The 24,194-nt window shown below is 67.7% G+C and carries 21 protein-coding genes; 12 read left to right on the forward strand and 9 right to left on the reverse strand.

Features of this window, described 5'->3' with window-relative positions; genetic code table 11:
• Positions 1-16 precede the first annotated feature (16 nt).
• The 9 genes from P73_RS11065 to P73_RS11105 all read left to right on the forward strand — a co-directional run bounded on the left by P73_RS11065 (position 17) and on the right by P73_RS11105 (position 13,673).
• Positions 17-1,675 (forward strand): alpha-amylase family glycosyl hydrolase, encoded by a 1,659-nt coding sequence (locus tag P73_RS11065; RefSeq protein WP_052453197.1) that lies wholly within the window; start codon positions 17-19, stop codon positions 1,673-1,675.
• Between the two features lie 26 nt (positions 1,676-1,701).
• Positions 1,702-2,793, forward strand: a complete 1,092-nt coding sequence (locus P73_RS11070) for an ABC transporter ATP-binding protein (RefSeq protein ID WP_043869595.1) — start codon at positions 1,702-1,704, stop codon at positions 2,791-2,793.
• Between the two features lie 166 nt (positions 2,794-2,959).
• Positions 2,960-3,958, forward strand: coding sequence for a TDT family transporter (locus tag P73_RS11075; protein WP_043869596.1), 999 nt, complete (start codon positions 2,960-2,962; stop codon positions 3,956-3,958).
• Between the two features lie 115 nt (positions 3,959-4,073).
• Positions 4,074-5,525 carry an IMP dehydrogenase gene (guaB, locus tag P73_RS11080; protein ID WP_043869597.1) on the forward strand — a complete coding sequence of 484 codons (1,452 nt, stop codon included), beginning with the start codon at positions 4,074-4,076 and terminating at the stop codon, positions 5,523-5,525.
• Between the two features lie 66 nt (positions 5,526-5,591).
• Positions 5,592-6,773, forward strand: a complete 1,182-nt coding sequence (locus P73_RS11085; protein WP_043869598.1) for an RsmB/NOP family class I SAM-dependent RNA methyltransferase — start codon at positions 5,592-5,594, stop codon at positions 6,771-6,773.
• A 177-nt stretch (positions 6,774-6,950) separates the two neighbouring features.
• Positions 6,951-9,245, forward strand: coding sequence for an ATP-binding response regulator (locus P73_RS11090; protein WP_043871632.1), 2,295 nt, complete (start codon positions 6,951-6,953; stop codon positions 9,243-9,245).
• A 211-nt stretch (positions 9,246-9,456) separates the two neighbouring features.
• Complete coding sequence (gene recA, locus P73_RS11095) at positions 9,457-10,530, forward strand: recombinase RecA (protein WP_043869599.1); 1,074 nt, start codon at positions 9,457-9,459, stop codon at positions 10,528-10,530.
• A 199-nt stretch (positions 10,531-10,729) separates the two neighbouring features.
• Positions 10,730-13,381, forward strand: a complete 2,652-nt coding sequence (gene alaS / locus P73_RS11100) for an alanine--tRNA ligase (protein WP_043869600.1) — start codon at positions 10,730-10,732, stop codon at positions 13,379-13,381.
• 4 nt (positions 13,382-13,385) lie between these two features.
• Entirely contained in the window at positions 13,386-13,673 is a 288-nt protein-coding gene (locus P73_RS11105) for a DUF1330 domain-containing protein (protein ID WP_043869601.1), read from the forward strand.
• An 82-nt stretch (positions 13,674-13,755) separates the two neighbouring features.
• On the opposite strand, the gene P73_RS26650 is transcribed toward P73_RS11105, so the two are convergent.
• The 6 genes from P73_RS26650 to P73_RS11135 all read right to left on the reverse strand — a co-directional run bounded on the left by P73_RS26650 (position 13,756) and on the right by P73_RS11135 (position 19,217).
• Positions 13,756-14,475 (reverse strand): hypothetical protein, encoded by a 720-nt coding sequence (locus P73_RS26650; RefSeq protein WP_052453198.1) that lies wholly within the window; start codon positions 14,473-14,475, stop codon positions 13,756-13,758.
• A gap of 457 nt (positions 14,476-14,932) precedes the next feature.
• A complete protein-coding gene (gene typA, locus P73_RS11115; protein WP_043869602.1) occupies positions 14,933-16,753 on the reverse strand; it encodes a translational GTPase TypA in 1,821 nt (606 codons plus the stop codon).
• A 98-nt stretch (positions 16,754-16,851) separates the two neighbouring features.
• A complete protein-coding gene (locus P73_RS11120; RefSeq protein WP_043869603.1) occupies positions 16,852-17,187 on the reverse strand; it encodes a DMT family transporter in 336 nt (111 codons plus the stop codon).
• A 3-nt stretch (positions 17,188-17,190) separates the two neighbouring features.
• On the reverse strand, positions 17,191-17,793 hold the full coding sequence (locus P73_RS11125) for a YitT family protein (RefSeq protein WP_043869604.1): 603 nt from the start codon (positions 17,791-17,793) through the stop codon (positions 17,191-17,193).
• Positions 17,794-17,837: 44 nt separating this feature from the next.
• Complete coding sequence (locus tag P73_RS11130) at positions 17,838-18,461, reverse strand: YitT family protein (protein ID WP_052453199.1); 624 nt, start codon at positions 18,459-18,461, stop codon at positions 17,838-17,840.
• Positions 18,462-18,641: 180 nt separating this feature from the next.
• The gene (locus tag P73_RS11135; RefSeq protein ID WP_052453200.1) at positions 18,642-19,217 is read right to left on the reverse strand and encodes a HupE/UreJ family protein; all 576 of its coding nucleotides are present in this window, start codon (positions 19,215-19,217) and stop codon (positions 18,642-18,644) included.
• 498 nt (positions 19,218-19,715) lie between these two features.
• Between P73_RS11135 and P73_RS11140 the strand changes: the two genes are divergently transcribed.
• Entirely contained in the window at positions 19,716-19,958 is a 243-nt protein-coding gene (locus tag P73_RS11140) for a hypothetical protein (RefSeq protein WP_043869605.1), read from the forward strand.
• A gap of 62 nt (positions 19,959-20,020) precedes the next feature.
• Here the strand turns inward: P73_RS11140 and P73_RS11145 are convergent, their stop codons facing one another.
• Positions 20,021-21,235, reverse strand: a complete 1,215-nt coding sequence (locus tag P73_RS11145) for an NADP-dependent isocitrate dehydrogenase (protein ID WP_043869606.1) — start codon at positions 21,233-21,235, stop codon at positions 20,021-20,023.
• 145 nt (positions 21,236-21,380) lie between these two features.
• A complete protein-coding gene (locus tag P73_RS11150) occupies positions 21,381-22,076 on the reverse strand; it encodes a VIT1/CCC1 transporter family protein (protein ID WP_043869607.1) in 696 nt (231 codons plus the stop codon).
• Positions 22,077-22,303: 227 nt separating this feature from the next.
• Between P73_RS11150 and rplM the strand changes: the two genes are divergently transcribed.
• Together rplM and rpsI are read left to right on the forward strand one after the other, a co-directional pair.
• Complete coding sequence (gene rplM, locus P73_RS11155) at positions 22,304-22,768, forward strand: 50S ribosomal protein L13 (RefSeq protein ID WP_043869608.1); 465 nt, start codon at positions 22,304-22,306, stop codon at positions 22,766-22,768.
• Between the two features lie 2 nt (positions 22,769-22,770).
• The gene (gene rpsI / locus P73_RS11160; protein WP_043869609.1) at positions 22,771-23,259 is read left to right on the forward strand and encodes a 30S ribosomal protein S9; all 489 of its coding nucleotides are present in this window, start codon (positions 22,771-22,773) and stop codon (positions 23,257-23,259) included.
• A 156-nt stretch (positions 23,260-23,415) separates the two neighbouring features.
• Here rpsI and P73_RS25970 read toward each other — a convergent pair whose 3' ends face one another.
• On the reverse strand, positions 23,416-24,015 hold the full coding sequence (locus P73_RS25970) for a GDSL-type esterase/lipase family protein (protein ID WP_043869610.1): 600 nt from the start codon (positions 24,013-24,015) through the stop codon (positions 23,416-23,418).
• Positions 24,016-24,194: the final 179 nt, after the last annotated feature.

Genomic DNA, 24,194 nt, shown 5'->3' on the forward strand with positions numbered 1-24,194 from the left:
CTAAAGAGCGAACGCAATGAACGTCATTTCCACGACCGAAAAACAACCCTTCGTGCGCGAGAAGAACTGGTGGCGCGGCGCGGTGATCTATCAGGTCTATCCGCGCTCCTACCAGGACAGCAACGGCGACGGGGTGGGCGATTTGCTCGGCATCGTCCACCGCCTGCCCTATATCGCCTCCCTCGGCGTCGATGCCGTCTGGATCTCTCCCTTCTTCGCCTCGCCGATGAAGGATTTCGGCTATGACGTCTCGGATTACCGGGACGTGGACCCGATGTTCGGCTCGCTCGCGGATTTCGACGCGGTGATCGAGACGGCGCATTCCTACGGGCTCAAGGTGCTGATCGACCTCGTGCTGTCGCACACGTCCGACCAGCACCCGTGGTTCGTCGAAAGCCGCTCCTCCCGCGACAATCCGCGGGCGAACTGGTATGTCTGGGCGGAGGCGAAGCCCGACGGGACGCCGCCGAACAACTGGCTGTCGATCTTCGGCGGTCCCGCCTGGCAATGGGACACCGAGCGGCAGCAATATTACATGCACAACTTCCTCACCTCCCAGCCCGATCTCAACTTCCACGAGCCTCAGGTGCAGGCCGCGCTGCTCGACATCGCGGAATTCTGGCTCGAACGCGGGGTGGACGGGTTCCGGCTCGACACGATCAACTACTACACCCATGACGCGCTGTTGCGCGACAACCCGCCGCTCGCCCCCGAGGCGCGGCGGGCGAAGACCGCGCCGGCGGTGAATCCCTATACCTGGCAGGACCATGTCTACGACAAGTCGCGGCCCGAGAACCTCGTCTTCCTGCGCAAGCTGCGCGCGGTGATGGAGCCCTACAACGCCGCCGCCGTGGGCGAGGTGGGCGACGACCAGCGCGACCTGGAGATCGTCGGGGAATACACCTCCGGCGACGACATGATCCACATGTGCTATGCCTTCGACCTGCTGTCGGGCAGCACCCCCTCGCCGGACTACGTCCGCGACGTGATGGAGGAGGTGGTCAGAGTCGCGGCGAGCGGCTGGGTCTGCTGGGCCTATTCGAACCACGACGTGATGCGCCACATCTCGCGCTGGGCGCTGGGGCAGGCGGGGGCGCGCGCCTTCACCACGCTGATGATGTGCCTGCGCGGCTCCACCTGCATCTACCAGGGGGAGGAGCTCGGGCTGCCGGAGGCGGATCTCGCCTTCGAGGACCTCCAAGACCCCTACGGCATCCAGTTCTGGCCGGAGTTCAAGGGCCGGGACGGCTGCCGCACGCCGATGGTCTGGGACCGGGAGCATCACCATGGCGGCTTTTCGGACGCGGGGCGGACATGGCTTCCGGTGAGCCAGGAACACCTCCCGCTCTCCGTCGCGCAGTCCGAGCAGGATCCCGGCGCGCTGATCCACCACTATCGCCGGGCCATCGCCTTCCGCCACGCGCACAGCGCGCTGAAGACGGGGGAGATCTCGCGGCTCTCGGTGGCGGGGACCTGCCTGAGCTTCACGCGCAAGGACGATCGCGAGGAGCTGTTCTGCGCCTTCAACCTCTCTGACGAGCCGGCCACGATCGCGGCGCCGGAGGGGCCCTGGCACACGGTGGGCAGCGAACTCAATTCCGCATCGCCCATGGCGGACGGCAAACTGCATCTCGGCCCCTGGCAGCCCTGCATCATGCAGCGCGAAAGGGCCTGAGAGGCGACGAGGAGGAGGAGGAGCAGATGGCCGAACTCAGGCTGGACCATGTCTCGAAGGTCTACGGCGGCAAGGTCGAGGTGCTGAAGAACATCGACCTCGACATCGCGACCGGCGAGCTGATCGTCTTCGTCGGACCTTCGGGCTGCGGGAAATCCACGCTGCTGCGGATGATCGCGGGGCTCGAGCGGATCTCCGGCGGCACGCTCGAGATCGACGGCGCGGTGGTCAACGACGTGCCCCCGGCGGAGCGCGGCATCGCGATGGTGTTCCAGTCCTACGCGCTCTATCCGCATATGACGGTCTATGACAACATGGCCTTCTCGCTCCGGCTCGCCAAGAAGCCGAAGGCCGAGATCGACGCGGCGGTCCGCAACGCGGCGCGGATCCTCCAGCTCGGGGACCTGCTCGACCGGCTGCCCAGGGCGCTGTCGGGCGGGCAGCGCCAGCGCGTCGCCATCGGCCGCTGCATCGTGCGCGATCCGAAGGTCTATCTCTTCGACGAGCCGCTCTCCAACCTCGACGCGGCGCTGCGGGTCGCGACGCGGATCGAGATCGCCCAGCTCAAGGAGTCCATGCCCGAGAGCACGATGATCTACGTCACCCATGACCAGGTCGAGGCGATGACGCTCGCCGACCGGATCGTGGTGCTCGCCGACAAGGGCATCGCCCAGGTCGGCAGTCCGCTCGAGCTCTACGAAACGCCCGACAACGAATTCGTCGCGCGGTTCATCGGCTCGCCCTCGATGAACCTGCTGCCCGGCGAGATCGTCGGCACCGGCGCCGAGACGCGGGTGAAGCTCGACGGCGAGGGCATCGCGGTCTCCGCCATCCCGACGACGGAGGCCGACCTGGGACGGCGGGTCAACATCGGTGTGCGCCCGGAAGACCTGACGCTTGCGGAGGGGGCGGCGATCATCGACGGGACCGTGGACATCGTCGAGGCCCTGGGCGAGGTGACGCTGCTCTATTTCGTACCGGAGCGGGGCCGCGAGCCGCTGATCGCGAAACTGCCGGGGATCCACCAGGGGCTGCGCGGCACGGAGGTGAGGCTCACGGCGGATCCGTCGAAGGTGCATCTCTTCGCCGAGGGGCAGTCGCTGCGGCCGAAGCGATGAGGCGGCGGCCTGCGGCCGCGTTTTCGAGTATTTGGGGCAGCAAAAAGCCAGCGGGGCAAGAGGACCGGAGGAGGTCCGCGACCTTGCGGCACATGGGGCCGGGCTTTCCGGGCGCGGGGGAGGGTGGTATTCCCCTGCGGGAATATGAGCGCGAAAGGGTCCAGCCATGTCCGACCAGCCGCCACGGATCCGTCCGAAACCCTTCAATACGCCGCCCCGCGGCTTCTGGCGGGCGACGCCGCCCGCGATCTTTCCGCCGATCCTCGGGCTGTTCGGCCTGGGCCTCGCCTGGCGGCAGGCGGGGCATGTGCTCGGCGCGCCGGTCTGGATCGGGGAGATGATGCTGGGCGCGGTCTCGCTGCTCTATCTCTTCGCGCTGGTGAGCTACGGGGCGAAGCTCGCGCGCCGCTTCGGCGCGCTGCTCGACGATGCGCGGATCCTGCCGGGGCGCGCGGGCCTGTCGGCCATGTCCGCCTCGGGCTTTCTCCTTGCCGCGACGCTGGCCTCCTATGATGCGGTGCTGGCGCAGGCGGTGCTGTTCGTGGCGCTGGCCGCGCATGCGGTCGTCGCGGTGACGATCGTCCTGGCCATGGCCCGCGGTCCCGCCGAACAGCGCCGGGTGACGCCCGTGTGGCATCTTTCCTTCGCCGGCTTCATCATCGCGCCGGTTGCCGCCGTGCCGCTGGGCTGGGTCGGTCTCTCCGCTGCGATCTTCGCGACGACCCTGCCGGTGGCGGCGGCGATCTGGATCGTCTCGGCGCTGCAATTCGCCCGCGCCGACGTGCCGCCGCCGCTGCGCCCGCTGCTCGCGATCCACATGGCGCCGGTGGCGCTGTTCGGGATCGTCGCGGCGCTGCTCGGCTACGAGAGGCTCGCGCTCGGTTTCGGATGGCTCGGGATCACCGGGCTTGCCGTCTGCCTGCTGGGCATCCGCTACCTCACGCGGGCGGATTTCTCCGCGCTTTACGGCGCCTTCACCTTTCCGCTCGCCGCCTTCGCGGCCCTGATGTTCGCGCTCGCACCCGCCGGGGGCGCGGTGTTCCGCATCCTCGGCGGCCTCGAGCTTGCCGCCGCGACGCTCGCCATTGCCTATATCGCGGCGAAGGTCATGCAGCTCTGGGCGAAGGGCCGGCTGGCGACGGCCACGAATGCCGCGACCGCCTGAGGTGGACCGCTAAATCTGGGGGGCACCGGCGGGACGACCACAAAACACCCTTTCCATCAGGGGACAGACATGCAATAGGGACGTGCCAAACCCGTATCCCCCATGGAGAGACCCGATGGAGATTCGCGAGGCGCTTACCTTCGATGACGTATTGCTTGTTCCGGCCGCTTCTTCGGTGCTGCCGTCGATGGCGGACACGAAGACCTTTGTCACCCGGTCCATTCAGCTCAACATCCCGCTGATGTCCTCGGCGATGGACACGGTGACCGAGGCGCGCATGGCCATCGCCATGGCGCAGGCCGGCGGCGTGGGGGTGATCCACAAGAATCTCGACACCGAGAAACAGGCCATCGAGGTGCGGCGGGTGAAGCGGTTCGAGAGCGGGATCGTCTACAATCCGGTGACGCTGACCGCCGACCAGACCATCGCGGATGCCAGGGAGCTTTCGGCGCAATACAATTTCACCGGCTTTCCGGTGGTGGACAAGGACCGCCGCATCGTCGGCATCGTGACCAACCGCGACATGCGCTTCGCCACCTCCGACGACACGCCGGTCTCCCAGGTGATGACCGCGGACAATCTCGCGATCCTGACCGAGCCGGCCGACCGCGACGAGGCGATCTCGCTCATGAAGGCGCGGCGGATCGAGAAGCTGCTCGTCACCGACCGGAACCGCCGCCTCACCGGGCTGCTGACGCTGAAGGACACGGAGAAGGCGGTGCTCAACCCCTCGGCCTGCAAGGATGCGCTCGGCCGGCTGCGCGTCGCCGCGGCCACCTCGGTGGGCGATGCGGGGTTCGAACGCTCCGCGGCGCTGGTGGATGCGGGGGTGGACATCATCGTGATCGACACGGCGCACGGCCATTCCCAGGGCGTGATCGACGCGGTCGCGCGGGCAAAGCGCGAATTCGGCGACAAGGTGCAGGTGATGGCGGGCAATGTCGCGACCGCCGAAGCCACCCGCGCGCTGATCGACGCGGGGGCGGATGCGGTGAAGGTGGGGATCGGGCCGGGCTCGATCTGCACCACGCGGATGGTGGCGGGCGTCGGCGTGCCGCAGCTCACCGCGATCATGGATTGTTCCGCCGCCGCGGGCGAGGTGCCGGTCATCGCGGATGGCGGGATCAAGTTCTCCGGCGATTTCGCCAAGGCGATCGCGGCGGGGGCCTCCTGTGCCATGGTCGGGTCGATGATCGCGGGCACGGACGAGTCTCCGGGTGAGGTGATCCTCTATCAGGGCCGGTCGTTCAAATCCTATCGCGGCATGGGCTCGCTCGGCGCCATGGCGCGCGGCTCGGCGGATCGCTATTTCCAGAAGGATGCGGCCTCCGACAAGCTCGTCCCCGAAGGCATCGAGGGCCAGGTGCCCTACAAGGGGCCGGTCGGCACGGTGCTGCACCAGATGGTCGGCGGGCTGCGCGCGGCCATGGGCTATACCGGCCATGCGAGCGTGCCGGACATGCGCCGCGGCTGCACCTTTACCAAGATCACCGGCGCGGGGCTCAAGGAGAGCCATGTGCACGACGTGCAGATCACCCGCGAAAGCCCGAACTACCGGATCGGCTGAGAAAGGGCGCGACGGGGGCCGCGGCCGCCGTTGCTTTTTCTCCCGGAAGCTGATTTTTCTTGACCCATGACCCCTGCCGCCCGGCTCTCCGCCGCGATTGACATCCTCGACGACGTGCGCGCCGGCGAAAATGCCGAGCGCATGCTGACGTCATGGGCGCGTGCCAACCGCTTCGCCGGGTCGAAGGACCGGGCGGCGATCCGCGACCATGTGTTCGACGCGCTGCGCTGCCGGCGCTCCTATGGCTGGCTCGGCGGTGCGGGAGAGGGGCAGGCCTCCGGGCGCCAGCTCATGCTCGGCGCGCTGCGGGCGGCGCAGGCCGATCCCGACGCGCTGTTCTGCGAGGCCCGGTTCGCGCCGCCGCCGCTCACCGCGGAGGAGCGTCTGCCCGTGCCGCCGCTGGCCGGGGCGCCCGAAGGCGTGCGCCTCGATTGCCCGGACTGGCTCCTGCCGCTCTACCGCGAGACGCTCGGGGCGGAGACCGCGCCGGTGCTCGAGGCGCTGCGCCACCGGGCCGCGCTGTTCCTGCGCGTCAACCGGCGCAAGGCGACGCTGGCCTATGCGCTCGAGGTGCTCGCGGCCGACGGGATCGCGGCCGTGCCGCATCCTCTCTCGGAAACCGCGCTGAGGGTGACGCGCGGGGCGCGGGCGGTGGCGCGCTCCCAGGCCTATCTGTCGGGGCTCGTGGAGATCCAGGACGCCGGCTCGCAGGCGATCATCGACGCGCTGCCGCTCGAGGACGGGATGGCGGTGCTCGACTATTGCGCGGGCGGCGGGGGCAAGGCGTTGGCCATGGGCGCGCGCGCCGACCTGCGGCTCACCGCCCATGACGTGGACGCCGCCCGGATGCAGGACATCGCGCCGCGGGCGTCCCGTGCCGGGATCGCCATCGCCACGGCGCGCGCCTCCGGGCTCTCGGACCGCTACGATCTCGTCCTCTGCGACGTGCCCTGTTCCGGCTCGGGCGCCTTCGCGCGCAGCCCGCAGGGCAAATGGGCGCTGACGCCCGACCGGCTCGGCCAGCTCACGCGGATCCAGGCGCAGATCCTCGCGGAGGTGGCGCCCCGCCTGCGCCCCGGCGGCTATCTCGCCTATGCCACCTGTTCGCTCTTCCGCTGCGAGAATCAGGAGCGGATCGCGGCCTTCCTCGCCGCGCAGCCGGACTTCACGCCGGTCCGGGACCGGCTGATCTCCCCGCTCGAGGGCGGAGACGGTTTCTATATTGCAGTTTTGCAAAAGCGGTTGTGAATTTTCCCATCATGCAACTTTACCGGGAGCTGTCCGCGACATATCGTCCTGAACAACCCGTGGTTTAAGCCGCCCTTAACTTCGGCGCGCGACAACGGGTCCGTCCTGCGACTGCGGGACGCGAGTCGCAGGAGAGGTCTGGATGACCGGAAAGGGGGACAATTGACGCATATCAGCATGGGCGCCGGCCCCCTGACGAAACAGGCCCAACGCCTTGCCCCCTTCAGCCTTGCGCTGGGGCTCGGCGGGGCGGGCCTCAGCCTCGCGGCGCTGCTGCTGCCGCTGCCCCGGACCGGGCTTCTCCTCTTTGCCGCCGGCGCGGCGCTGCTCTGGGCGGCGCTGCTGGTGCAGGTCCTGTCCCGCCGGCAGGCGCGGCGGCGGCGCCGGCTCCACGACATGCTGGCGGAATTCGTGGCGCATGACGCGGCCCCCTCCTTCACCACGGATCTCGACGGTGTCATCGGCTACCAGAACCGGGCCGCGATCGCGCGGTTCGGCGGCCGCGGCGGGGAGAGGCTGCTGACCGCGCTCGAGGATCTCTTTGCCGCCCCGGCCGCCACGCTCGCGCGGCTGCAATCGCGGGCGCTGGCGAAGGGGGCGGCCCGCGAGGACGTGGTGCTGCGCCATGGCCACATGCGCCTTGCGGTGCATCAGATCGGCGGGGACGGCTTCCTCTGGCGGCTCGAGGAGATGGCCGAGCGCGGGGCGGGGATCGACGGGGCGGCGCTCGCCCTGCCGATGATGACCCTCTCGGCGACCAACACGGTGCTTTTCATGAACGAGGCGCTGTGCCGCCTCCTCGGCCATCGCGAGGCGGCGCTCGACCGGATCGTGACGGACCTGCCGCTGCGGCCGGGCGACGTGCATCTGCTCGCCGCCGCGGAGGGGAAGATCCAGGCCCGCCTCGCCCTGTTTGAGGCGGGGCCTTCCGGGCGCCGGGAAGTCTATGTCCTGCCGGAGGCGCCGCGGACCGTCGGGGACTGGGACGCCTTCGACGCGCTGCCGGTCGCGCTGCTGAAGGTGGCGGTGGACGGGCGCATCCTGAAATCGAACCGGCCCGCGCGCGAACTCCTTGCGATCGGCTCGCACGACCGCATGAGCCTCGGCGATCTGGTGGAGGGGCTCGGGCGTCCGGTTCAGGACTGGGTGAGCGACGTGGCGACGGGGCGGGCGCGCAAGCCGGAATTCGTCCGCGCCTCGCGTCCGCAGAACGACACCTTCCTGCAAATCACGCTGAACCGGATCGAGGGCCGGAAGGGCGGGATCGCGCTCATCGCGGTGCTGTCGGACGCGACCGAGCTGAAATCGCTCGAGGCGCAATTCGTCCAGAGCCAGAAGATGCAGGCGATCGGCCAGCTTGCCGGCGGCGTCGCGCATGATTTCAACAATCTGCTGACCGCGATCTCGGGGCATTGCGACCTGTTGCTCCTGCGGCACGACAAGGCGGATTGCGATTATGGCGATCTCGTGCAGATCCACCAGAACGCGAACCGCGCCGCCTCCCTCGTCGGCCAGCTCCTCGCCTTTTCGCGCAAGCAGACGCTGAAGCCGGAGCTGATCGACCTGCGCGACACGCTCTCCGATCTTACCCATCTGCTGAACCGCCTGGTGGGGGAGAAGGTCTCGCTCACCCTGTCGCATGACGCCGGGCTGCTGCCGATCCGCGTCGACAAGCGGCAGCTCGAACAGGTGATCATGAATTTGGTGGTGAACGCCCGCGACGCGATGCCCGCCGGCGGGGAGATCCGGATCGAGACGCGCAACGATCTGCTGCGCGCGCCGTTCAGCCGCGACCGCGCGACGGTGCCGCCGGGCGACTATGTCGTGGTCACCGTCTCCGATCAGGGGGTGGGCATCCCGCCCGAGCGGCTCCAGAAGGTGTTCGAACCCTTCTTCACGACCAAGCGCACGGGGGAGGGGACGGGGCTCGGCCTGTCCACCGCCTACGGGATCATCAAGCAGACCGGCGGCTTCATCTTCGTCGATTCGGTCCTGGGCACGGGCACCTGCTTCTCGATCTACCTGCCGGCTCACATGGCGCGGGCGGAGGCCGTGGTGGAGGCGGCGGTGCGCCAGGTCGCGGAGGTGCAGCCCCTGGCCGAACGCGGCTCCGGCGTGATCCTGCTGGTGGAGGACGAGGCGCCGGTCCGCGCCTTCGCCTCCCGCGCGCTGCGGCTGCGCGGCTATACGGTGATCGAGGCGGAGAGCGCCGAGGAGGCGCTCGCGACGCTCGAGGACGAAAGCCTGCATGTCGACGTCTTCCTCTCCGACGTCATCATGCCGGGCATGGACGGGCCGAGCTGGGTCTTGGAGGCGTTGAAATCGCGTCCGGGCGTCCGGGTCGTCTTTGTCTCCGGCTATGCGGAGGACCATTTCTGCCAGCAGCAGGCCCGGATCCCGAATTCGGTCTTCCTGCCCAAACCCTTCTCGCTGTCGGACCTGACGGCGACGGTGCAGAGGCAATTCGGCTGATGGCCTTTCGGGCGCACGGGGGCTCAACCGGTTGTTAACCCGGATGTGCGATGCTGCGGACTGTCTGAAGATGGATTTTGGAGTTGAAATGTTCTCTTTTTGTGCTCATAAAGGACGGTGAGAACAAGAGGCGAACAAGAGCAGCGCGGCGCGCGGCCCGGCAGAAGGCGTTTGCCGCCCTCCCGCGGGTGTGAAATAAGGATCTGAACCTATGGCAACGGCGACCAGAGACATGGCGAAGAACGACAGCGAGAAGCAGAAGGCGCTCGACAGCGCGCTGGCCCAGATCGAGCGGCAGTTCGGCAAGGGCTCGATCATGAAACTCGGCGCCGACAACCCGGTGCAGGAGATCGAGGCGACCTCCACCGGCTCGCTCGGCCTCGACATCGCGCTCGGCATCGGCGGCATTCCCAAGGGCCGGATCGTGGAGATCTACGGCCCCGAATCCTCGGGCAAGACGACGCTGACGCTGCATTGCGTGGCCGAGGAACAGAAGAAGGGCGGCGTCTGCGCCTTTGTCGATGCGGAACATGCGCTCGACCCGATCTATGCGAAGAAGCTCGGCGTCGATCTCGACGAGCTGCTGATTTCCCAGCCCGACACCGGCGAGCAGGCGCTGGAGATCGTGGACACGCTGGTGCGCTCCGGCGCGGTGTCGCTCGTGGTGGTCGACTCGGTCGCCGCCCTGACCCCGAAATCGGAGCTCGAGGGCGACATGGGCGACAGCTCCGTGGGCGTGCAGGCGCGGCTCATGTCCCAGGCGATGCGCAAGCTCACCGGCTCGATCTCCCGCTCGAAATGCACCGTGATCTTCATCAACCAGATCCGTATGAAGATCGGCGTCATGTTCGGGTCGCCGGAGACGACGACGGGCGGCAACGCGCTCAAGTTCTACTCCTCCGTGCGCCTCGACATCCGCCGCACCGGCGCGATCAAGGATCGCGACGAGGTGGTGGGGTCGGAAACCCGCGTGAAGGTGGTGAAGAACAAGGTCGCGCCGCCCTTCAAGCAGGTCGAATTCGACATTATGTATGGCGAAGGCATTTCGAAGACCGGCGAGCTGCTCGATCTCGGCGTGAAGGCGGGCGTGGTCGACAAGTCCGGCGCGTGGTTCTCCTATGGTGACGAGCGCATCGGCCAGGGGCGCGAGAACGCGAAACGCTTCCTCAAGGAAAACACCCGGATCGCGCTCGAGATCGAGGACAAGATCCGCGCCGCCCACGGGCTCGATTTCGATCTCGGCGACGGGTTCGATCAGGACGAGATGATCGAGGGCGACGAATAGCATGGCCCGCGGATAAGCATGGCCGCGCGCCTGGCATAGGCCCGTGCGGCGCGATGCCGGGGCGAAGGGGCCGGAGGGCATCCCGCGCCCCGGCCCGTTTTCCCGTGGCGCGCCTTTTCCCCGTGGCGCTTATGGACAGCCATGACCAGCGGCGTTAAACCATGCCGAAACGCAAGACCGCCCGCAAGGAAGAGCCTCAATGCCCAGCGTGAACGACATCCGCTCCACCTTCCTCTCCTATTTCGAGAAGAACGGCCATACGGTCGTGCCTTCCTCGCCGCTCGTGCCGCGCAACGACCCGACGCTGATGTTCACGAATTCCGGCATGGTGCAGTTCAAGAACTGCTTCACCGGCCTCGAGAGGCGCGATTACGTGCGGGCCACGTCGGCGCAGAAATGCGTGCGCGCCGGGGGCAAGCACAACGACCTCGACAACGTCGGCTATACCGCGCGCCACCACACCTTCTTCGAGATGCTCGGCAACTTCTCCTTCGGCGATTATTTCAAGTCGGAGGCGATCCCCTTTGCCTGGGAGCTGATCACCGGCGATTTCGGCATTCCGAAGGACCGGCTCTATACCACCGTCTTCCACACGGATGACGAGGCCTTCGAGATCTGGAAGAAGGTCGGCGTGCCGGAGGACCGGATCATCCGCATCGCGACCTCGGACAATTTCTGGCAGATGGGCGACACCGGCCCCTGCGGCCCCTGCACGGAAATCTTCTACGACCACGGCGATCACATCTGGGGCGGACCGCCGGGATCGCCGGAGGAGGACGGCGACCGGTTCATCGAGATCTGGAACATCGTCTTCATGCAGAACGAGCGTTTCGCGGACGGCTCCATGACCGAGCTCGAGATGCAGTCGATCGACACCGGCATGGGGCTTGAACGGATTTCCGCGCTGTTGCAGGGCACGCATGACAATTACGAAACCGACCTGTTCAAGTCGCTGATCGAGGCTTCGGCGCAGGCGACGGGCGTCGATCCCTATGGCGAGAAGAACGTGCATCACCGGGTGATCGCGGATCACCTGCGCTCGACCTCCTTCCTGATCGCCGACGGGGTGATGCCCTCCAACGAGGGGCGCGGCTACGTGCTGCGCCGGATCATGCGCCGCGCGATGCGCCACGCCCATCTGCTCGGCGCGCAGGATCCGGTGATGTACCGGCTCGTGCCGGAACTCGTGCGCCAGATGGGGGAGGCCTATCCCGAACTGCGCCGCGGCCAGGCGCTGATCGAGGAGACGCTGAAGCTCGAGGAGACGCGGTTCAAGCAGACGCTCGAACGCGGTCTGAAGCTGCTCGACGAGGAGCTCGAGGGGCTCGATGCGGGCTCGAAACTGCCCGGCGCCTCGGCCTTCAAGCTCTACGACACCTATGGTTTCCCGCTCGATCTGACGCAGGATGCGCTGCGCGAGAAGGGGCGGGAGGTCGACACCGCGGGGTTCGACGCCGCCATGGCCGAGCAGAAGGCGAAGGCCCGCGCGGCCTGGTCCGGCTCGGGCGAGACGGCGGATGCGACGATCTGGTACGATATCGCGGAGGAAAAGGGCGCGACCGAATTCCTCGGCTACGACACGGAAAAGGCGGAGGGCGAGATCGTCGCCCTGGTGCGGGACGGCGCGCGGGTCGAGAGCGTGAAAGAGGGTGAGACGGTTCAGATCGTCGTCAACCAGACGCCGTTCTATGCCGAGGCCGGCGGCCAGGTGGGCGATGCGGGCGTGATCCGCGTCGAGAAGAGCATCGCGAAGGTGACCGACACCAAGAAGGTCGCGGGCGTGTTCATCCATTTCGCCGAAGTGCTCGAGGGCTCGCTCCGGGTCGGCAATCCCGCGGTGCTCGAGGTCGATCACACCCGGCGCACGGATATCCGCGCGAACCACTCGGCCACCCACCTCCTGCACGAGGCGCTGCGCGAGACGCTGGGCGATCATGTCGCGCAGCGCGGCTCGCTGAACGCGCCCGACCGGCTGCGCTTCGACTTCTCGCACACGAAGGCGCTCACGCCCGAGGAGATCGCGAAGGTCGAGCGTGACGTCAACGATTTCATCCGCCAGAACACGGCGGTGGAGACGCGGATCATGACGCCCGACGACGCGCGCGCCCTTGGGGCGCAGGCGCTGTTCGGGGAGAAATACGGCGACGAGGTGCGCGTGGTCTCGATGGGCCGGGCCAATACCGGCAAGGGGGTCGACGGAAAGACCTATTCGATCGAACTTTGCGGCGGCACGCATGTGACGCGCACCGGCGATATCGGGCTGTGCGTCCTGCTGGGCGACAGTGCCTCCTCGGCCGGGGTGCGGCGGATCGAGGCCCTGACGGGGCGCGCGGCGCTCGCGCATCTGGCGGGCGAGGCGCAGCGCGCGACGGAGGTCGCGACCGTGCTGAAGACGCCGGTTTCCGAAGTGGTGGACCGGGTGAAGTCGCTGGCCGAGGAGCGCCGGAAGCTCGAACAGGAGGTCGCGGCCCTGCGCCAGCAGATCGCCATGGGCGGCGGTGCCGGCAGCGGGCCGGAGGCGAAGGAGGTCGGCGGGGTCACCTTCCTTGCGCAGGCGCTTCGCGGCGTCTCGGGCAAGGACCTGCGCGCGTTGATCGACGCGCACAAGACCCGGCTGGGATCCGGTGTGATCCTCCTCATCGCGGAGGAGGAGGGCAAGGTCGCGGTGGCCGCCGGCGTCACCGATGACCTGACCGGCCGCATTTCCGCCGTCGACGTGCTGAAGGCCGCCGTGCCCGCCGTGGGCGGCAAGGGCGGCGGCGGACGTCCCGACATGGCGCAGGGCGGGGGGAAGGATTTCTCCGGCGCCGAAGCCGCCATCGCCGCCGCAGAGAAAGTGCTGGAGGAGTAAGACGATGCCCGCGCTCTGGATTGCCCATGTCACCGTCACCGACCCGGAGGCCTATGGCCGCTATGCCGAACTCGCCGGGCCGGCGATTGCGGCGCATGGCGGAACCTTTCTCGCGCGGGGCGGGCGTTTCGTCCAGCTCGAGGGCAGGGAACGGCCGCGCAACGTCGTCGCGCGTTTCGACAGTGTCGAGGCCGCGGTCGCCTGTTACGAAAGCCCCGCGTACCAGCAGGCGCTGAGCCATGCGAAGGGCGCGTCGGAACGGGAACTGCTCGTGGTCGAGATCGAGGCGTAGCCGCCCCGAGATCGCGGGAGGAACACGGCCCGGCGGGGGCCGGACCGTGCCCTCGCCGGGCCGGAGGAACCGCTGCGGAGGCTCAGTCCCGGCCCAACCCGACGGAGACGTCGAGCCCGCGCCCGCCGCCGACATTCGCATCGACATCCGCGCCGAGCCCGCCGCGACCGCCGACATTGGCGTCGACATTGGCCCCTATGCCGCGGCGACCGCCGACGTTGGCATCCACATTGGCCCCGACACCGCGGCGGCCGCCGACGTTGGCGTCGACATCTGCGTCAATCCCGCGTCCGCCGCCGACATTGGCGTCCACATCGGCGCTCAGGAGACTGCCGCCGCCGGGCGTGCCGGTGCCGCCGCCCGGTGTTCCACCGCCCGGCGTGCCGGTGCCGCCGCCCGGTGTTCCACCGCCCGGCGTGCTGCCCGGTGTCCCGGTGCCGGGCGTGCCGCCAGCCCCGGTGCCGCCGCCGCCGGTTCCGTAGCCGGAGCCGCCCGCGGCGATCGCGGCCATGTCGAGCGAATGTCCCAGCGGGAACAACTCGTCCCGGACGACCTCGCCGGTGGCGCTGTCGACGGTGACATGGCGTTCGTATTTGCTGTTGGTCGCGATGATCGTCATTTCCCTGGCGAACTTGTTCACCCGCACGAGATGGACGGAATATCCGTCCTCGCGCACGTTCAGGATCACCGGCTGCGCGATGCCCAAAACAGGGCTTTGTTGCGCGGTGGCCGGCAGGGCCGGGGGTATCAAGGCGATCCCCGCGAGCAGGGCGGCGATCTTCAGAGGTGTTGCACGTTTCATGGTCTCTCCCTTTTGAACGGGCCATCACGGACCACATGACACGCCGGACCTGTCCGGTCGGGCCGGGTCACGCAGCCTTCCTGCGCACATCTTTGGTCGTCTTCCTGCGCAAGTCCTTGCCCGCTCGGCGGCGAAACGCCGCCCAGGGCAAGACCGACGGCTTGCTATGGTCTTGACACTAGGATTCCTGCGACACGAGACAATTGACGCATGTGAAGTTGTTCGCCTGAAGGTTGAAAAATAAAAACTTTTTCTTGCAAAACGCGCGGCGGAGCCGGCAAATCCGCACAGTTTTGGGCCGTTTCCGGTGCGCGCCGCGGGCGGGGTGGCGAGGCCCGCAAAGTTGCACGATTGCGAGATCGGCGCATGTCCGCTGCTGCGGGACAGGGTGCGTCCGCGACGGGCGGAAGACGCGAAAAGGCCCGCACGCGGCGGGCCTTCCGAATGTCCGTTCCGGTTACTGCGCCGCGGCCTTGGCGTGGCGCTTGCGCTCGTGCGGGTCGAGGTAGCGCTTGCGCAGGCGGATGCTCTCCGGCGTCACCTCCACGAGCTCGTCGTCGTTGATATAGGCGATCGCCTCCTCGAGGGAGAGGGTGGTCGGCGTGGTCAGCCGCACCGCGTCGTCGGTGCCGGAGGCGCGCACGTTGGTGAGCTTCTTGCCCTTGAGCGGGTTCACCTCGAGATCGTTGTCGCGCGAATGCTCGCCGATGATCATGCCCTGATAGACCTTGGCCTGGGCGCCGAGGAAGAGCTTGCCGCGCTCCTCGAGGTTCCAGAGGGCATAGGCGACGGTCTCGCCGTCTTCCATGGAGATCAGCACGCCCTGGCGGCGGCCGGGGATCGGCCCCTTGTAGGGCGCCCAGCTATGAAAGACGCGGTTCAGCACGCCGGTGCCGCGCGTGTCGGTGAGGAATTCGCCGTGATAGCCGATGAGCCCGCGCGAGGGCACGAGGGCGATGATCCGGGTCTTGCCGTTCTGCTGGCGCATCTCGGTCATCTCGCCCTTGCGCGTGCCGGTGAGCTTTTCGATCACGGCGCCGGAATATTCGTCGTCCACATCGACCGTGACCTCCTCGATCGGCTCCATGCGCTGACCGTTCTCCTCGCGCATGATCACCTGCGGGCGGGAGATCGACAGTTCAAACCCCTCGCGGCGCATGTTCTCGATCAGCACGCCCATCTGGAGCTCGCCGCGGCCGGAGACCTCGAAGGCCTCGCCGCCCGGCGTGTCCTTCACCTTGATCGCGACGTTGGATTCCGCCTCTTTCATGAGCCGTTCGCGGATCACGCGGGACTGCACCTTCTTGCCCTCGCGGCCGGCGAGCGGGCTGTCGTTGATGCCGAAGGTGACGGTGATGGTCGGCGGGTCGATCGGCTGGGCCTCGAGCGGTTCATCGACCTCGAGCGCGCAGAGCGTGTCGGACACGGTGGCCTTGGCCATGCCGGAGAGCGAGACGATGTCGCCCGCGACCGCCTCGGGGATTTCCTGCATGCCGAGGCCGCGGAAGGCCTGGATCTTCTTCACCTGGAACTGCTCGATCTTCTGGCCGTTGCGGGTCAGCGCCTGGATGGTCGCGCCGGGCTTGATCCGGCCGCTCTCGACCCGGCCGGTCAGGATCCGTCCGAGGAAGGGATCGGAGCCCAGCGTGGTGGCGAGCATCCTGAACGGCTCGTCCTGGTGCCTGAGCTGGCGCGGGGCGGGGACGTGGTTGAGGATCAGGTTGAACAGCGCATCGAGGTTCTTGCGCGGCCCGTCGAGCTCGGCGTCGCACCAGCCGGAGCGGCCGGATGCGTAAAGATGCGGGAAGTCGAGCTGGTCGTCGTCGGCATCGAGCGAGGCGAAGAGGTCGAAACATTCGTCGAGCGCGCGGTCGGGCTCGGCATCGGGCTTGTCGACCTTGTTCAGCACCACGATCGGGCGCAGGCCGAGGGCGAGCGCCTTCGAGGTCACGAACTTGGTCTGCGGCATCGGGCCCTCGGCCGCGTCCACGAGCAGGACGACCCCGTCCACCATGGAGAGGATGCGCTCCACCTCGCCGCCGAAATCGGCGTGGCCGGGCGTGTCGACGATGTTGATGCGATGGCCCTTCCATTCGACGGAGGTCGCCTTGGCGAGGATGGTGATGCCGCGTTCGCGTTCGAGATCGTTGCTGTCCATCGCCCGTTCGGTCGTGGCCTGGTTTTCGCGGTAGGTGCCCGACTGTTTCAGAAGCTCGTCCACGAGCGTGGTCTTGCCATGGTCGACGTGGGCGATGATGGCGATGTTGCGAAGGTCCATGAGGTGCGTATCCGTCTCGAAAATCTCTTGGCCACGCGCCTACCCCGCGACGGGCCAAAAGGCCAGCGGGAAAGCGTGCGGGGGGCGAAAAACCCCGCTCAGTGGCTCGTCGTGCCGGAAAACAGGTGGATGACGATCACGCCGCCCACGATCATCGCCATGCCGAGCGCGGCGGGCAGGTCGATCTTCTGCGCGAAGAGCACGAGGCCCGCGAGGGTGATCAGCACGACGCCGAGACCCGACCAGATCGCATAGACGACGCCGACGGGCATGACCTTCAGCACATGGGTGAGCAGGTAGAAGGAGAGGCCGTAGCCGATCGCGACGACGAGCGTGGGCAGCGGGCGGGTGAACTGCTGGCTCGCGTTCAGCGCGGAGGTGCCGATCACTTCGGAGACGATGGCGGCGAGGAGGAAGAGGTAGTGTTTGGGCATGGGTCACATCGCAATGTAGCGGTCGCGGCGGTGGTTGATCGCGATCACGAGGTTGAGGACCACCGCGCCGAGCAGGGACCAGGCGACCTGGTCGAGCGGCAGGAGGAAGGCGGCGACGGCAAAGAGCGCGGCGTCGAAGGCGAGCTGGACATAGCCCGCGCGGAATTTCGTCGCGTCCTGGAGGTAGAGCGCGAGAATGCCGATGCCGCCGAGCGAGCCGCCGTGGCGGAAGATCGCCATCAGCCCCGCGCCCTGGAAGAAGCCGAGCATGATCGCGCCGAAGGCCGGGTCGAGCCGCTCGAAGGAGACGAGATGCGGGAAGAGTTCGGAGAAGACGGAGAGGAGGGCGACGCAGGCGAAGGTCTTGAGCACGAATTTCAGGCCCATGCGCCGGTAGCCGAACCAGTAGAAGGGCAGGTTGACCGCGAAGAAGACCCAGCCGAAGGGCGCGGAGAGGAGGTAGGAGATCAGCAGCGAAAGCCCCGCGGTCTGTCCGGTGATGAGGCCCAGGTCGCGCAGCATCACGATGGCGAAGGCGCACATCGCGGTGCCGAAGACGAAGCCCTGGGCGTCTTCGAAGAGGGTGTGTTTCTCGGCGCTCTGCATCTTTGTCCTCGTGCCGCTCCGCGCGGGGGGGGGGGGGGGGCGGATCAGTCGGCGATATATCGGTCGCGGCGGTGGTTGAAGGCGATGACCCCGTTGAGGATCACCGCACCGAGGAGGGAATACAGAACCCGCGAGGGTTCGAAAAGCAGGAAGGCGACGGCGAAGAGCACAGCGTCGAAACAAAGCTGCACAAGCCCTGCGCGGATGCCGAAGCGGTCCTGCGCGACCAGGGCGATGACGCCGAGCGCGCCGAGCGAGCCCTTGTGGCGAAACACGCCGAGCAGGCCGTAGCCCGTCAGGATGCCGAAGGCGACGGTGCCGAACAGCGGGTCGAGGTGGGCGAAGTCCATCCAGTCCGGCATGCGCGCGACGAGCAGGCTGGTGAGGGTGACGCAAAGGGCGGACTTGAGGGTAAATTCGGTCCCCATGCGAAACCACGCGAGCGCGTAGAACGGCACGTTGATGAGCCAGAAGATCCAGGGAAAGGACCAGCCGGTGAGATAGGAGATCACCAGCGCGAGCCCGGCGGTCTGGCCGGTGATGAAGCCCAGATGCGCGATGATGGTGAGGCCGATCGCGGTCGTGACGAGCGCGATCGAGAACCCTTGCAGGTCTTCGAGCAGCGAATGTTTCCGGACTGTTTGCGGAATCGGGACGGGGGCCGGCATGGCAAAACACTAGGGCAGCATTGCTGACCTGTCCAGCGGCAAAGGGCGATGGCGCGCAGGTCATGCCTGCGCGACCGGAAGGGAAGGCCCCCCGATCGCGCGCCTGGAACAGGACGCGGGGAGCGGCGGGCCGGGACGGGAGGAGCGGTTACCGCCTCGGGGCAGGCCGCAGTCTTTCGCTCATCCGAAGACGAGCGAGAGGCCGAGGAGCGTGGAGCCCGCGCCGATGATGCGCGGTGCGGAGGGGTGGGCGCGGGCGACGCCGGAGGCGAGCGCCACGCCCGCGGCATGGAGCAGCGCGGTGACGAGGATGAAGCCCAGGCCGAAGGAGAAGGCCGTCGCCGCGCCGAGTTCCGCGCCATGTGCATGGCCGTGGAACAGGCCGAACAGCGCCGCGATGGCGATGCCGCCGCCGAGCGCGGGGCGCAGCGCGAAGGTGACGAGCATGCCGAGCACGATGCAGGAGGCGAGGATCATCGGTTCGACGAAGGGCAGGGGCAGGCCGAAGCCCGCGCCGACATAGCCGAGCGTCATCGCGCCGACGAAGGCCGCGGGCACCGCCCAAAGGGCGCGTCCGCCGATCTGGAGCGCCCAGACGCCGACGGCGACCATCGCGAGCACATGGTCGAGGCCGAAGAGCGGGTGGCTCGCCCCGGCGAGGAACGATCCGTGGGTTTCGGGCGGAAGATGCGCGGCGGCAGGCCATGCGAGGCTCGCGAGGCCGGCGGCGAGAAGAAGGTGGCGTGGCAGTGTCATGTGATCCTTTCCCGGCCGACCGGATATTGGCGGGGCCGACCGCGGCGACGTTTCCAGAGCGGCGGGGGCAAGGCAAGATGCGGCGGGACAGTTCAGTTGCATTTGCCTGTTTTTTAATCGAATGAGCTGAAAAGGGCACAGATCAAGTCATCGTGAAAAAAGCGTTTGGAGATCCCTGCCGCCTCGGGCATAGATACGGCCATTCTCTTGCACCCCGACAGCCGAAGGAGGGACGACATGATCCATATCACGCTCACCGCCTCCCGAGGCCGCGCTCACGGGAGCGCCCGTCACGGCGGCAAGGGATCCCCTCTCGGCCCGCGTCCCCGTCAGGACCGACGCCGGGGCTGAGCGCCTCCCCAGATCCGAGACCGTGACCGCGGCTTGATCCCGTCAGGCCGGCGCAGCCCCTTGCCCGCCCGCGTCCGTGCAATCATGGCGCGCGCGATGATTTTTCCGAATTTTCAAGAGAGGACCGGCATTTGCCGGGAACACTTCATGCAGGTTTCGACCCGGACTCCGCCCCTGAAACCGCCGGCGGGCCTGCGCGCCGCGCTCGAACCGCTGATCGAGCGCCACGGCCTGTGGCATGTGCTGCGCGCCGTCTTCGCCGCGCGTCGCGAGATCCGCCGGCGCAGGGTGCTGACGCTGCGCGGCGGCGGGGAGGTGAGCGCCCATATCCGGCGCGACATCGGCCTGCCGCCGGAGGCGCCTCCGCCGCGGTCCTGGATGGATCGCTGACGGGAACAGGCCGGAGCGGGCGCCGCTCCGGCCATGAGGACGGCGGCTTGCGCGGGGGCGCGTTACCCCGCGAGCGCCTTGTTCAGGTTCTCGTCGATCTTCTCGAGGAAGCCCATCGTGGTGAGCCAGCCCTGATCGGGACCGACGAGAAGGGCGAGGTCTTTCGTCATGAAGCCGCTCTCGACCGTATCGACGATGACCTTCTCGAGCGTCGTGGCGAAGCGCATCAGCGCCTCGTTGCCGTCGAGCTTCGCGCGGTGCCGCAGCCCGCCGGTCCAGGCATAGATCGAGGCGATGGAATTCGTCGAGGTCGCCTCGCCCGCCTGGTGCTGGCGATAGTGGCGCGTCACCGTGCCATGGGCGGCCTCGGCCTCGACAATCTTGCCATCGGGCGTCATGAGCTGCGAGGTCATGAGGCCGAGCGAGCCGAAGCCCTGCGCGACCGTGTCCGACTGCACGTCGCCGTCGTAATTCTTGCAGGCCCAGACGAATTTCCCGGACCATTTCATCGCGCAGGCGACCATGTCGTCGATCAGGCGGTGTTCGTACCAGATCCCCGCCTTCTTGAAGGCGTCGGCGAATTCCGCCTCGTAGACCTCTTCGAAGATGTCCTTGAAGCGTCCGTCATAGGCCTTGAGGATCGTGTTCTTGGTCGAAAGATAGACCGGCCAGCCGATATTGAGCCCGTAGTTCAGCGAGGCGCGGGCGAAATCGCGGATCGAGTCGTCGAGGTTGTACATGCCCATGTAGACGCCCGCCGAGGGCGCGTCATAGACCACATGTTCGATCTCGGTCCCGTCGTCCCCGGTGAATTTCATCGTGAGCCGGCCCTTGCCGGGAAAGCGGAAATCCGTGGCCTTGTACTGGTCGCCGAAGGCATGGCGGCCGACGACGATCGGATTGGTCCAGCCGGGCACGAGGCGCGGCACGTTGCGGCAGATGATCGGCTGGCGGAAGACGACGCCGCCGAGGATGTTGCGGATCGTGCCGTTGGGCGATTTCCACATCTTCTTCAGGCCGAATTCCTCGACGCGGGCCTCGTCGGGGGTGATGGTCGCGCATTTGACCGCGACGCCGACCTCCCTGGTCCTGAGCGCCGCGTCGATCGTGACCTGGTCCTCGGTCCGGTCGCGCTCCTCGATGCCGAGATCGTAATAGAGCAGGTCGATGTCGAGATAGGGCAGGATGAGCTTCTGCTTGATGAAATCCCACATGATGCGGGTCATCTCGTCGCCATCCATTTCGACGATCGGGTTTTCGACTTTGATCTTGGACATGCCTTGCGCTCCTTGGAGGATTGGGAGAGTCGCGGTTTTCATACAGGATTCCCGGCGCTGCGGGAAGGGGTTGTATACTTTTGCATACCGAAATTCCGCCGCGCGGTCCGGGCGCGCGCGACAGGCCGCAGGTAGGGCGGGCGGATCATGTGCCAAGCCCCGTGACCGCGCGCCCGACGAGATAGGCGACGCTGGCGCAGAGCCCGCCGATCAGCAGCGTCTCCCCGACCGAGCGGCGCAGTCCCGCTCGCGTCACCCGGTGGCGCAGCAGCCCGAGGAGCGTCAGCGCAAAGGCGGTGGCGCCGGTCGCCGCGAGGGTCTGCACCGCGGGGCGCGCGCCGAGGAGATAGGGCAGCAGGGGGATCGCGCCGAAGGCGACGAAGGCCGCGAAGGTCACCAGCGCCCGCGGCCAGAGCGGCCCCTCGCCGGGATCCTCGCGCCCCTCGACCTGGGTCAGGATCATCCCGGAGAGCAGGTCGGGGGATTTCGCCGCGAGCGCGGCCATGGTCGTGGCGTCGAGCGTGGAAAGCCCCTTCGCGCGCAGGTGGCGGGCGAGGCGGGAAACCTGTTCCGAAGGTGCCTCGCAGAGCGCGCGGCGGCGGCGGCGGATCAGGTCGCGGGCGGCACGGGCGGAGAGGAACTCGCCCAGCCCCATGGAGGCCGCGTCGGCGAAGAGGTTCGCGAGGCCGAAGACGAGCACCGCGAGCGTGCCGATCCGCTCCGCCCCTTCCGCCCCTGCGCCGGCGAACCCGGCCACGATGGCGAAGGTGGTCACGATGCCGTCGTTTCCGCCGTAGACGATCTGCTTGAGGTAGCGCCTGTATTCCGAGATGGCTCGCATGGAAGATCCCTGCTGGCTGATGGCGGGAGGGGGCTCGTCGCCGCCCCCCGTGGCGCGACCATGCCACAGGGCAGGGCGGTTTTGGCGCAAAATTTTTGGGGTAAAATGATACCTATTTTACAAATGACTGATTTTGTTTGTGAAACCGGAAAATTCCCCGCTTGACTGCGCGCGTCAAATGCTTAGAACAGCGCCAGTCGAATTCCCACCCATAAAGGGCAAAGCAAATGAAAACCTTCTCCGCTACTCCCGCGGACGTGGACAAGAAATGGATCATCATCGACGCCGAGGGCGTGGTGCTGGGCCGTCTTGCCTCCATCGTCGCGATGCGTCTGCGTGGCAAGCACAAAGCCACCTTCACCCCGTCCATGGACATGGGCGACAACGTGATCGTCATCAATGCCGACAAGGTGCAGCTGACCGGCAAGAAACGCACCGACAAGCGGTTCTACTGGCACACCGGCCATCCGGGCGGCATCAAGTCCCGCACCATGCAGCAGATCCTCGAGGGCGCGCATCCCGAGCGCGTGGTCACCAAGGCCGTGCAGCGCATGCTGCCGGGCGGCAAACTCTCCCGCCAGCAGATGACCAACCTGCGCGTCTATGCCGGTGCCGAGCATCCCCATGAGGCTCAGCAACCGGAAGTGCTGGACGTGAAGTCCCTGAACAAGAAGAACACCCGGAGCGCATGACAATGGCCGAAGAACTCAAATCCCTCGACGCGCTGAATGCCGTCGCCGGTGGTGAAGACGCCGTCGTCGAAACCGCCGCCCCCCGCGAACCCGTCCGCGACGAGCTGGGCCGGTCCTATGCCACCGGCAAGCGCAAGGACGCCGTCGCCCGCGTGTGGATCAAGCCGGGCTCAGGCAAGGTCACCGTGAACGGCAAGGACATGACCGAGTATTTCGCCCGTCCGGTGCTCCAGCTCATCGTGAAGCAGCCGGCGCAGATCGCCGGTGTCGAAGGCGAATTCGACGTGATGGCGACCGTCAAGGGCGGCGGCCTCTCCGGCCAGGCCGGCGCGGTGAAGCACGGCATCTCCAAGGCGCTGCAACTCTACAACCCGGACCTGCGCGGCGCCCTGAAAGCCGCCGGTTTCCTGACCCGCGACTCGCGCGTGGTCGAACGGAAGAAATTCGGCAAGCGCAAGGCGCGCCGGTCCTTCCAGTTCTCGAAACGCTGAGGTTTCGGATTTGCGGACCAGGGGGTCGCCTTCGGGCGGCCCTTTTTCATGTCCGGGGATGTGGCGCTGCGCAGCGCGGGACAAGGACGGGCAACCGGCGGAGGAGGGTGGCGGATCCGCCCCGGCCCCGCGCGGCCCCCTCGACCCGCGGCGGCGTCACGCGATATCCGCCCAGTGCCGGAAGGCCGGCCAGTCCCCGATCAGGTCCGCCAGCAGGGCATAGCCGGCGCCGGCCGGATGGGTGCCGTCGCCGGCGGCGGCGCCCGCGGTCCAGGCGGGGGCCTGTCGCAGGGTTCCGAACACGGACAGGAAGGGAATGCCGGCCTCTTTCGCGACCGCGCCCAGGCCCGGTTCCAGCGCGGCGATGCGGCGGTCCACCGCCGGATCGTCGAGGGCCGGGGGCGGGCCGACAAGGATCACCGGGGCCATGGCGGCGGCCCCGGCAAGGATCGCCGTGGCGTTCCGCAGCGTCTCTGCCGGCGAAACACGTCCGCGCCCCGTGCCATCATCCGCACAGTCGTTGGTGCCGAAGCAGAAGGCGAGGCGATGCGGATGGCCGTGCGGCAGGCGGGCCCGCGCTTCGCTTTCCCAGCGCGCGAGGATCTCGGCGCTGGTGTCGCGGCGGATGCCGAGGGCATAGGCCGTCAGGTCGGGATGACGCCCGCGCATCCGAGGCGTGAGGCGGCCGCACCAGCCGAGCCCGCGGTCGTCGCCGACCCCCTGGGTGAAGCTGTCGCCGAAAAAGCATATCCGCATGGCCGCCCTTTGACCTCCGTGTCCTTCCGTGACCGCACCGGAGGCCGCTGCCCCGTGCCGCGCCTGTCCGGGCCGCGGGGAAAATATCCGTTCCGTCCCGAAAGGCAAGCGCCCGCGACCGCGCCCCGTCTTGCGGTTTTCCCCGTCTGCGTCATAGTTGGGGGCGATGAAACGGCAGG

The sequence above is a fragment of the Celeribacter indicus genome, from assembly GCF_000819565.1.
Classification (GTDB): domain Bacteria; phylum Pseudomonadota; class Alphaproteobacteria; order Rhodobacterales; family Rhodobacteraceae; genus Celeribacter; species Celeribacter indicus.

Coding starts and splice junctions, on each gene's coding strand:
- P73_RS11065 (WP_052453197.1), top strand. CDS start 17: ATGAACGTCATTTCCACGACCGAAAAACAACCCTTCGTGCGCGAGAAG.
- P73_RS11070 (WP_043869595.1), top strand. CDS start 1,702: ATGGCCGAACTCAGGCTGGACCATGTCTCGAAGGTCTACGGCGGCAAG.
- P73_RS11075 (WP_043869596.1), top strand. CDS start 2,960: ATGTCCGACCAGCCGCCACGGATCCGTCCGAAACCCTTCAATACGCCG.
- guaB (WP_043869597.1), top strand. CDS start 4,074: ATGGAGATTCGCGAGGCGCTTACCTTCGATGACGTATTGCTTGTTCCG.
- P73_RS11085 (WP_043869598.1), top strand. CDS start 5,592: ATGACCCCTGCCGCCCGGCTCTCCGCCGCGATTGACATCCTCGACGAC.
- P73_RS11090 (WP_043871632.1), top strand. CDS start 6,951: ATGGGCGCCGGCCCCCTGACGAAACAGGCCCAACGCCTTGCCCCCTTC.
- recA (WP_043869599.1), top strand. CDS start 9,457: ATGGCAACGGCGACCAGAGACATGGCGAAGAACGACAGCGAGAAGCAG.
- alaS (WP_043869600.1), top strand. CDS start 10,730: ATGCCCAGCGTGAACGACATCCGCTCCACCTTCCTCTCCTATTTCGAG.
- P73_RS11105 (WP_043869601.1), top strand. CDS start 13,386: ATGCCCGCGCTCTGGATTGCCCATGTCACCGTCACCGACCCGGAGGCC.
- P73_RS26650 (WP_052453198.1), bottom strand. CDS start 14,475: ATGAAACGTGCAACACCTCTGAAGATCGCCGCCCTGCTCGCGGGGATC.
- typA (WP_043869602.1), bottom strand. CDS start 16,753: ATGGACCTTCGCAACATCGCCATCATCGCCCACGTCGACCATGGCAAG.
- P73_RS11120 (WP_043869603.1), bottom strand. CDS start 17,187: ATGCCCAAACACTACCTCTTCCTCCTCGCCGCCATCGTCTCCGAAGTG.
- P73_RS11125 (WP_043869604.1), bottom strand. CDS start 17,793: ATGCAGAGCGCCGAGAAACACACCCTCTTCGAAGACGCCCAGGGCTTC.
- P73_RS11130 (WP_052453199.1), bottom strand. CDS start 18,461: ATGCCGGCCCCCGTCCCGATTCCGCAAACAGTCCGGAAACATTCGCTG.
- P73_RS11135 (WP_052453200.1), bottom strand. CDS start 19,217: ATGACACTGCCACGCCACCTTCTTCTCGCCGCCGGCCTCGCGAGCCTC.
- P73_RS11140 (WP_043869605.1), top strand. CDS start 19,716: ATGCAGGTTTCGACCCGGACTCCGCCCCTGAAACCGCCGGCGGGCCTG.
- P73_RS11145 (WP_043869606.1), bottom strand. CDS start 21,235: ATGTCCAAGATCAAAGTCGAAAACCCGATCGTCGAAATGGATGGCGAC.
- P73_RS11150 (WP_043869607.1), bottom strand. CDS start 22,076: ATGCGAGCCATCTCGGAATACAGGCGCTACCTCAAGCAGATCGTCTAC.
- rplM (WP_043869608.1), top strand. CDS start 22,304: ATGAAAACCTTCTCCGCTACTCCCGCGGACGTGGACAAGAAATGGATC.
- rpsI (WP_043869609.1), top strand. CDS start 22,771: ATGGCCGAAGAACTCAAATCCCTCGACGCGCTGAATGCCGTCGCCGGT.
- P73_RS25970 (WP_043869610.1), bottom strand. CDS start 24,015: ATGCGGATATGCTTTTTCGGCGACAGCTTCACCCAGGGGGTCGGCGAC.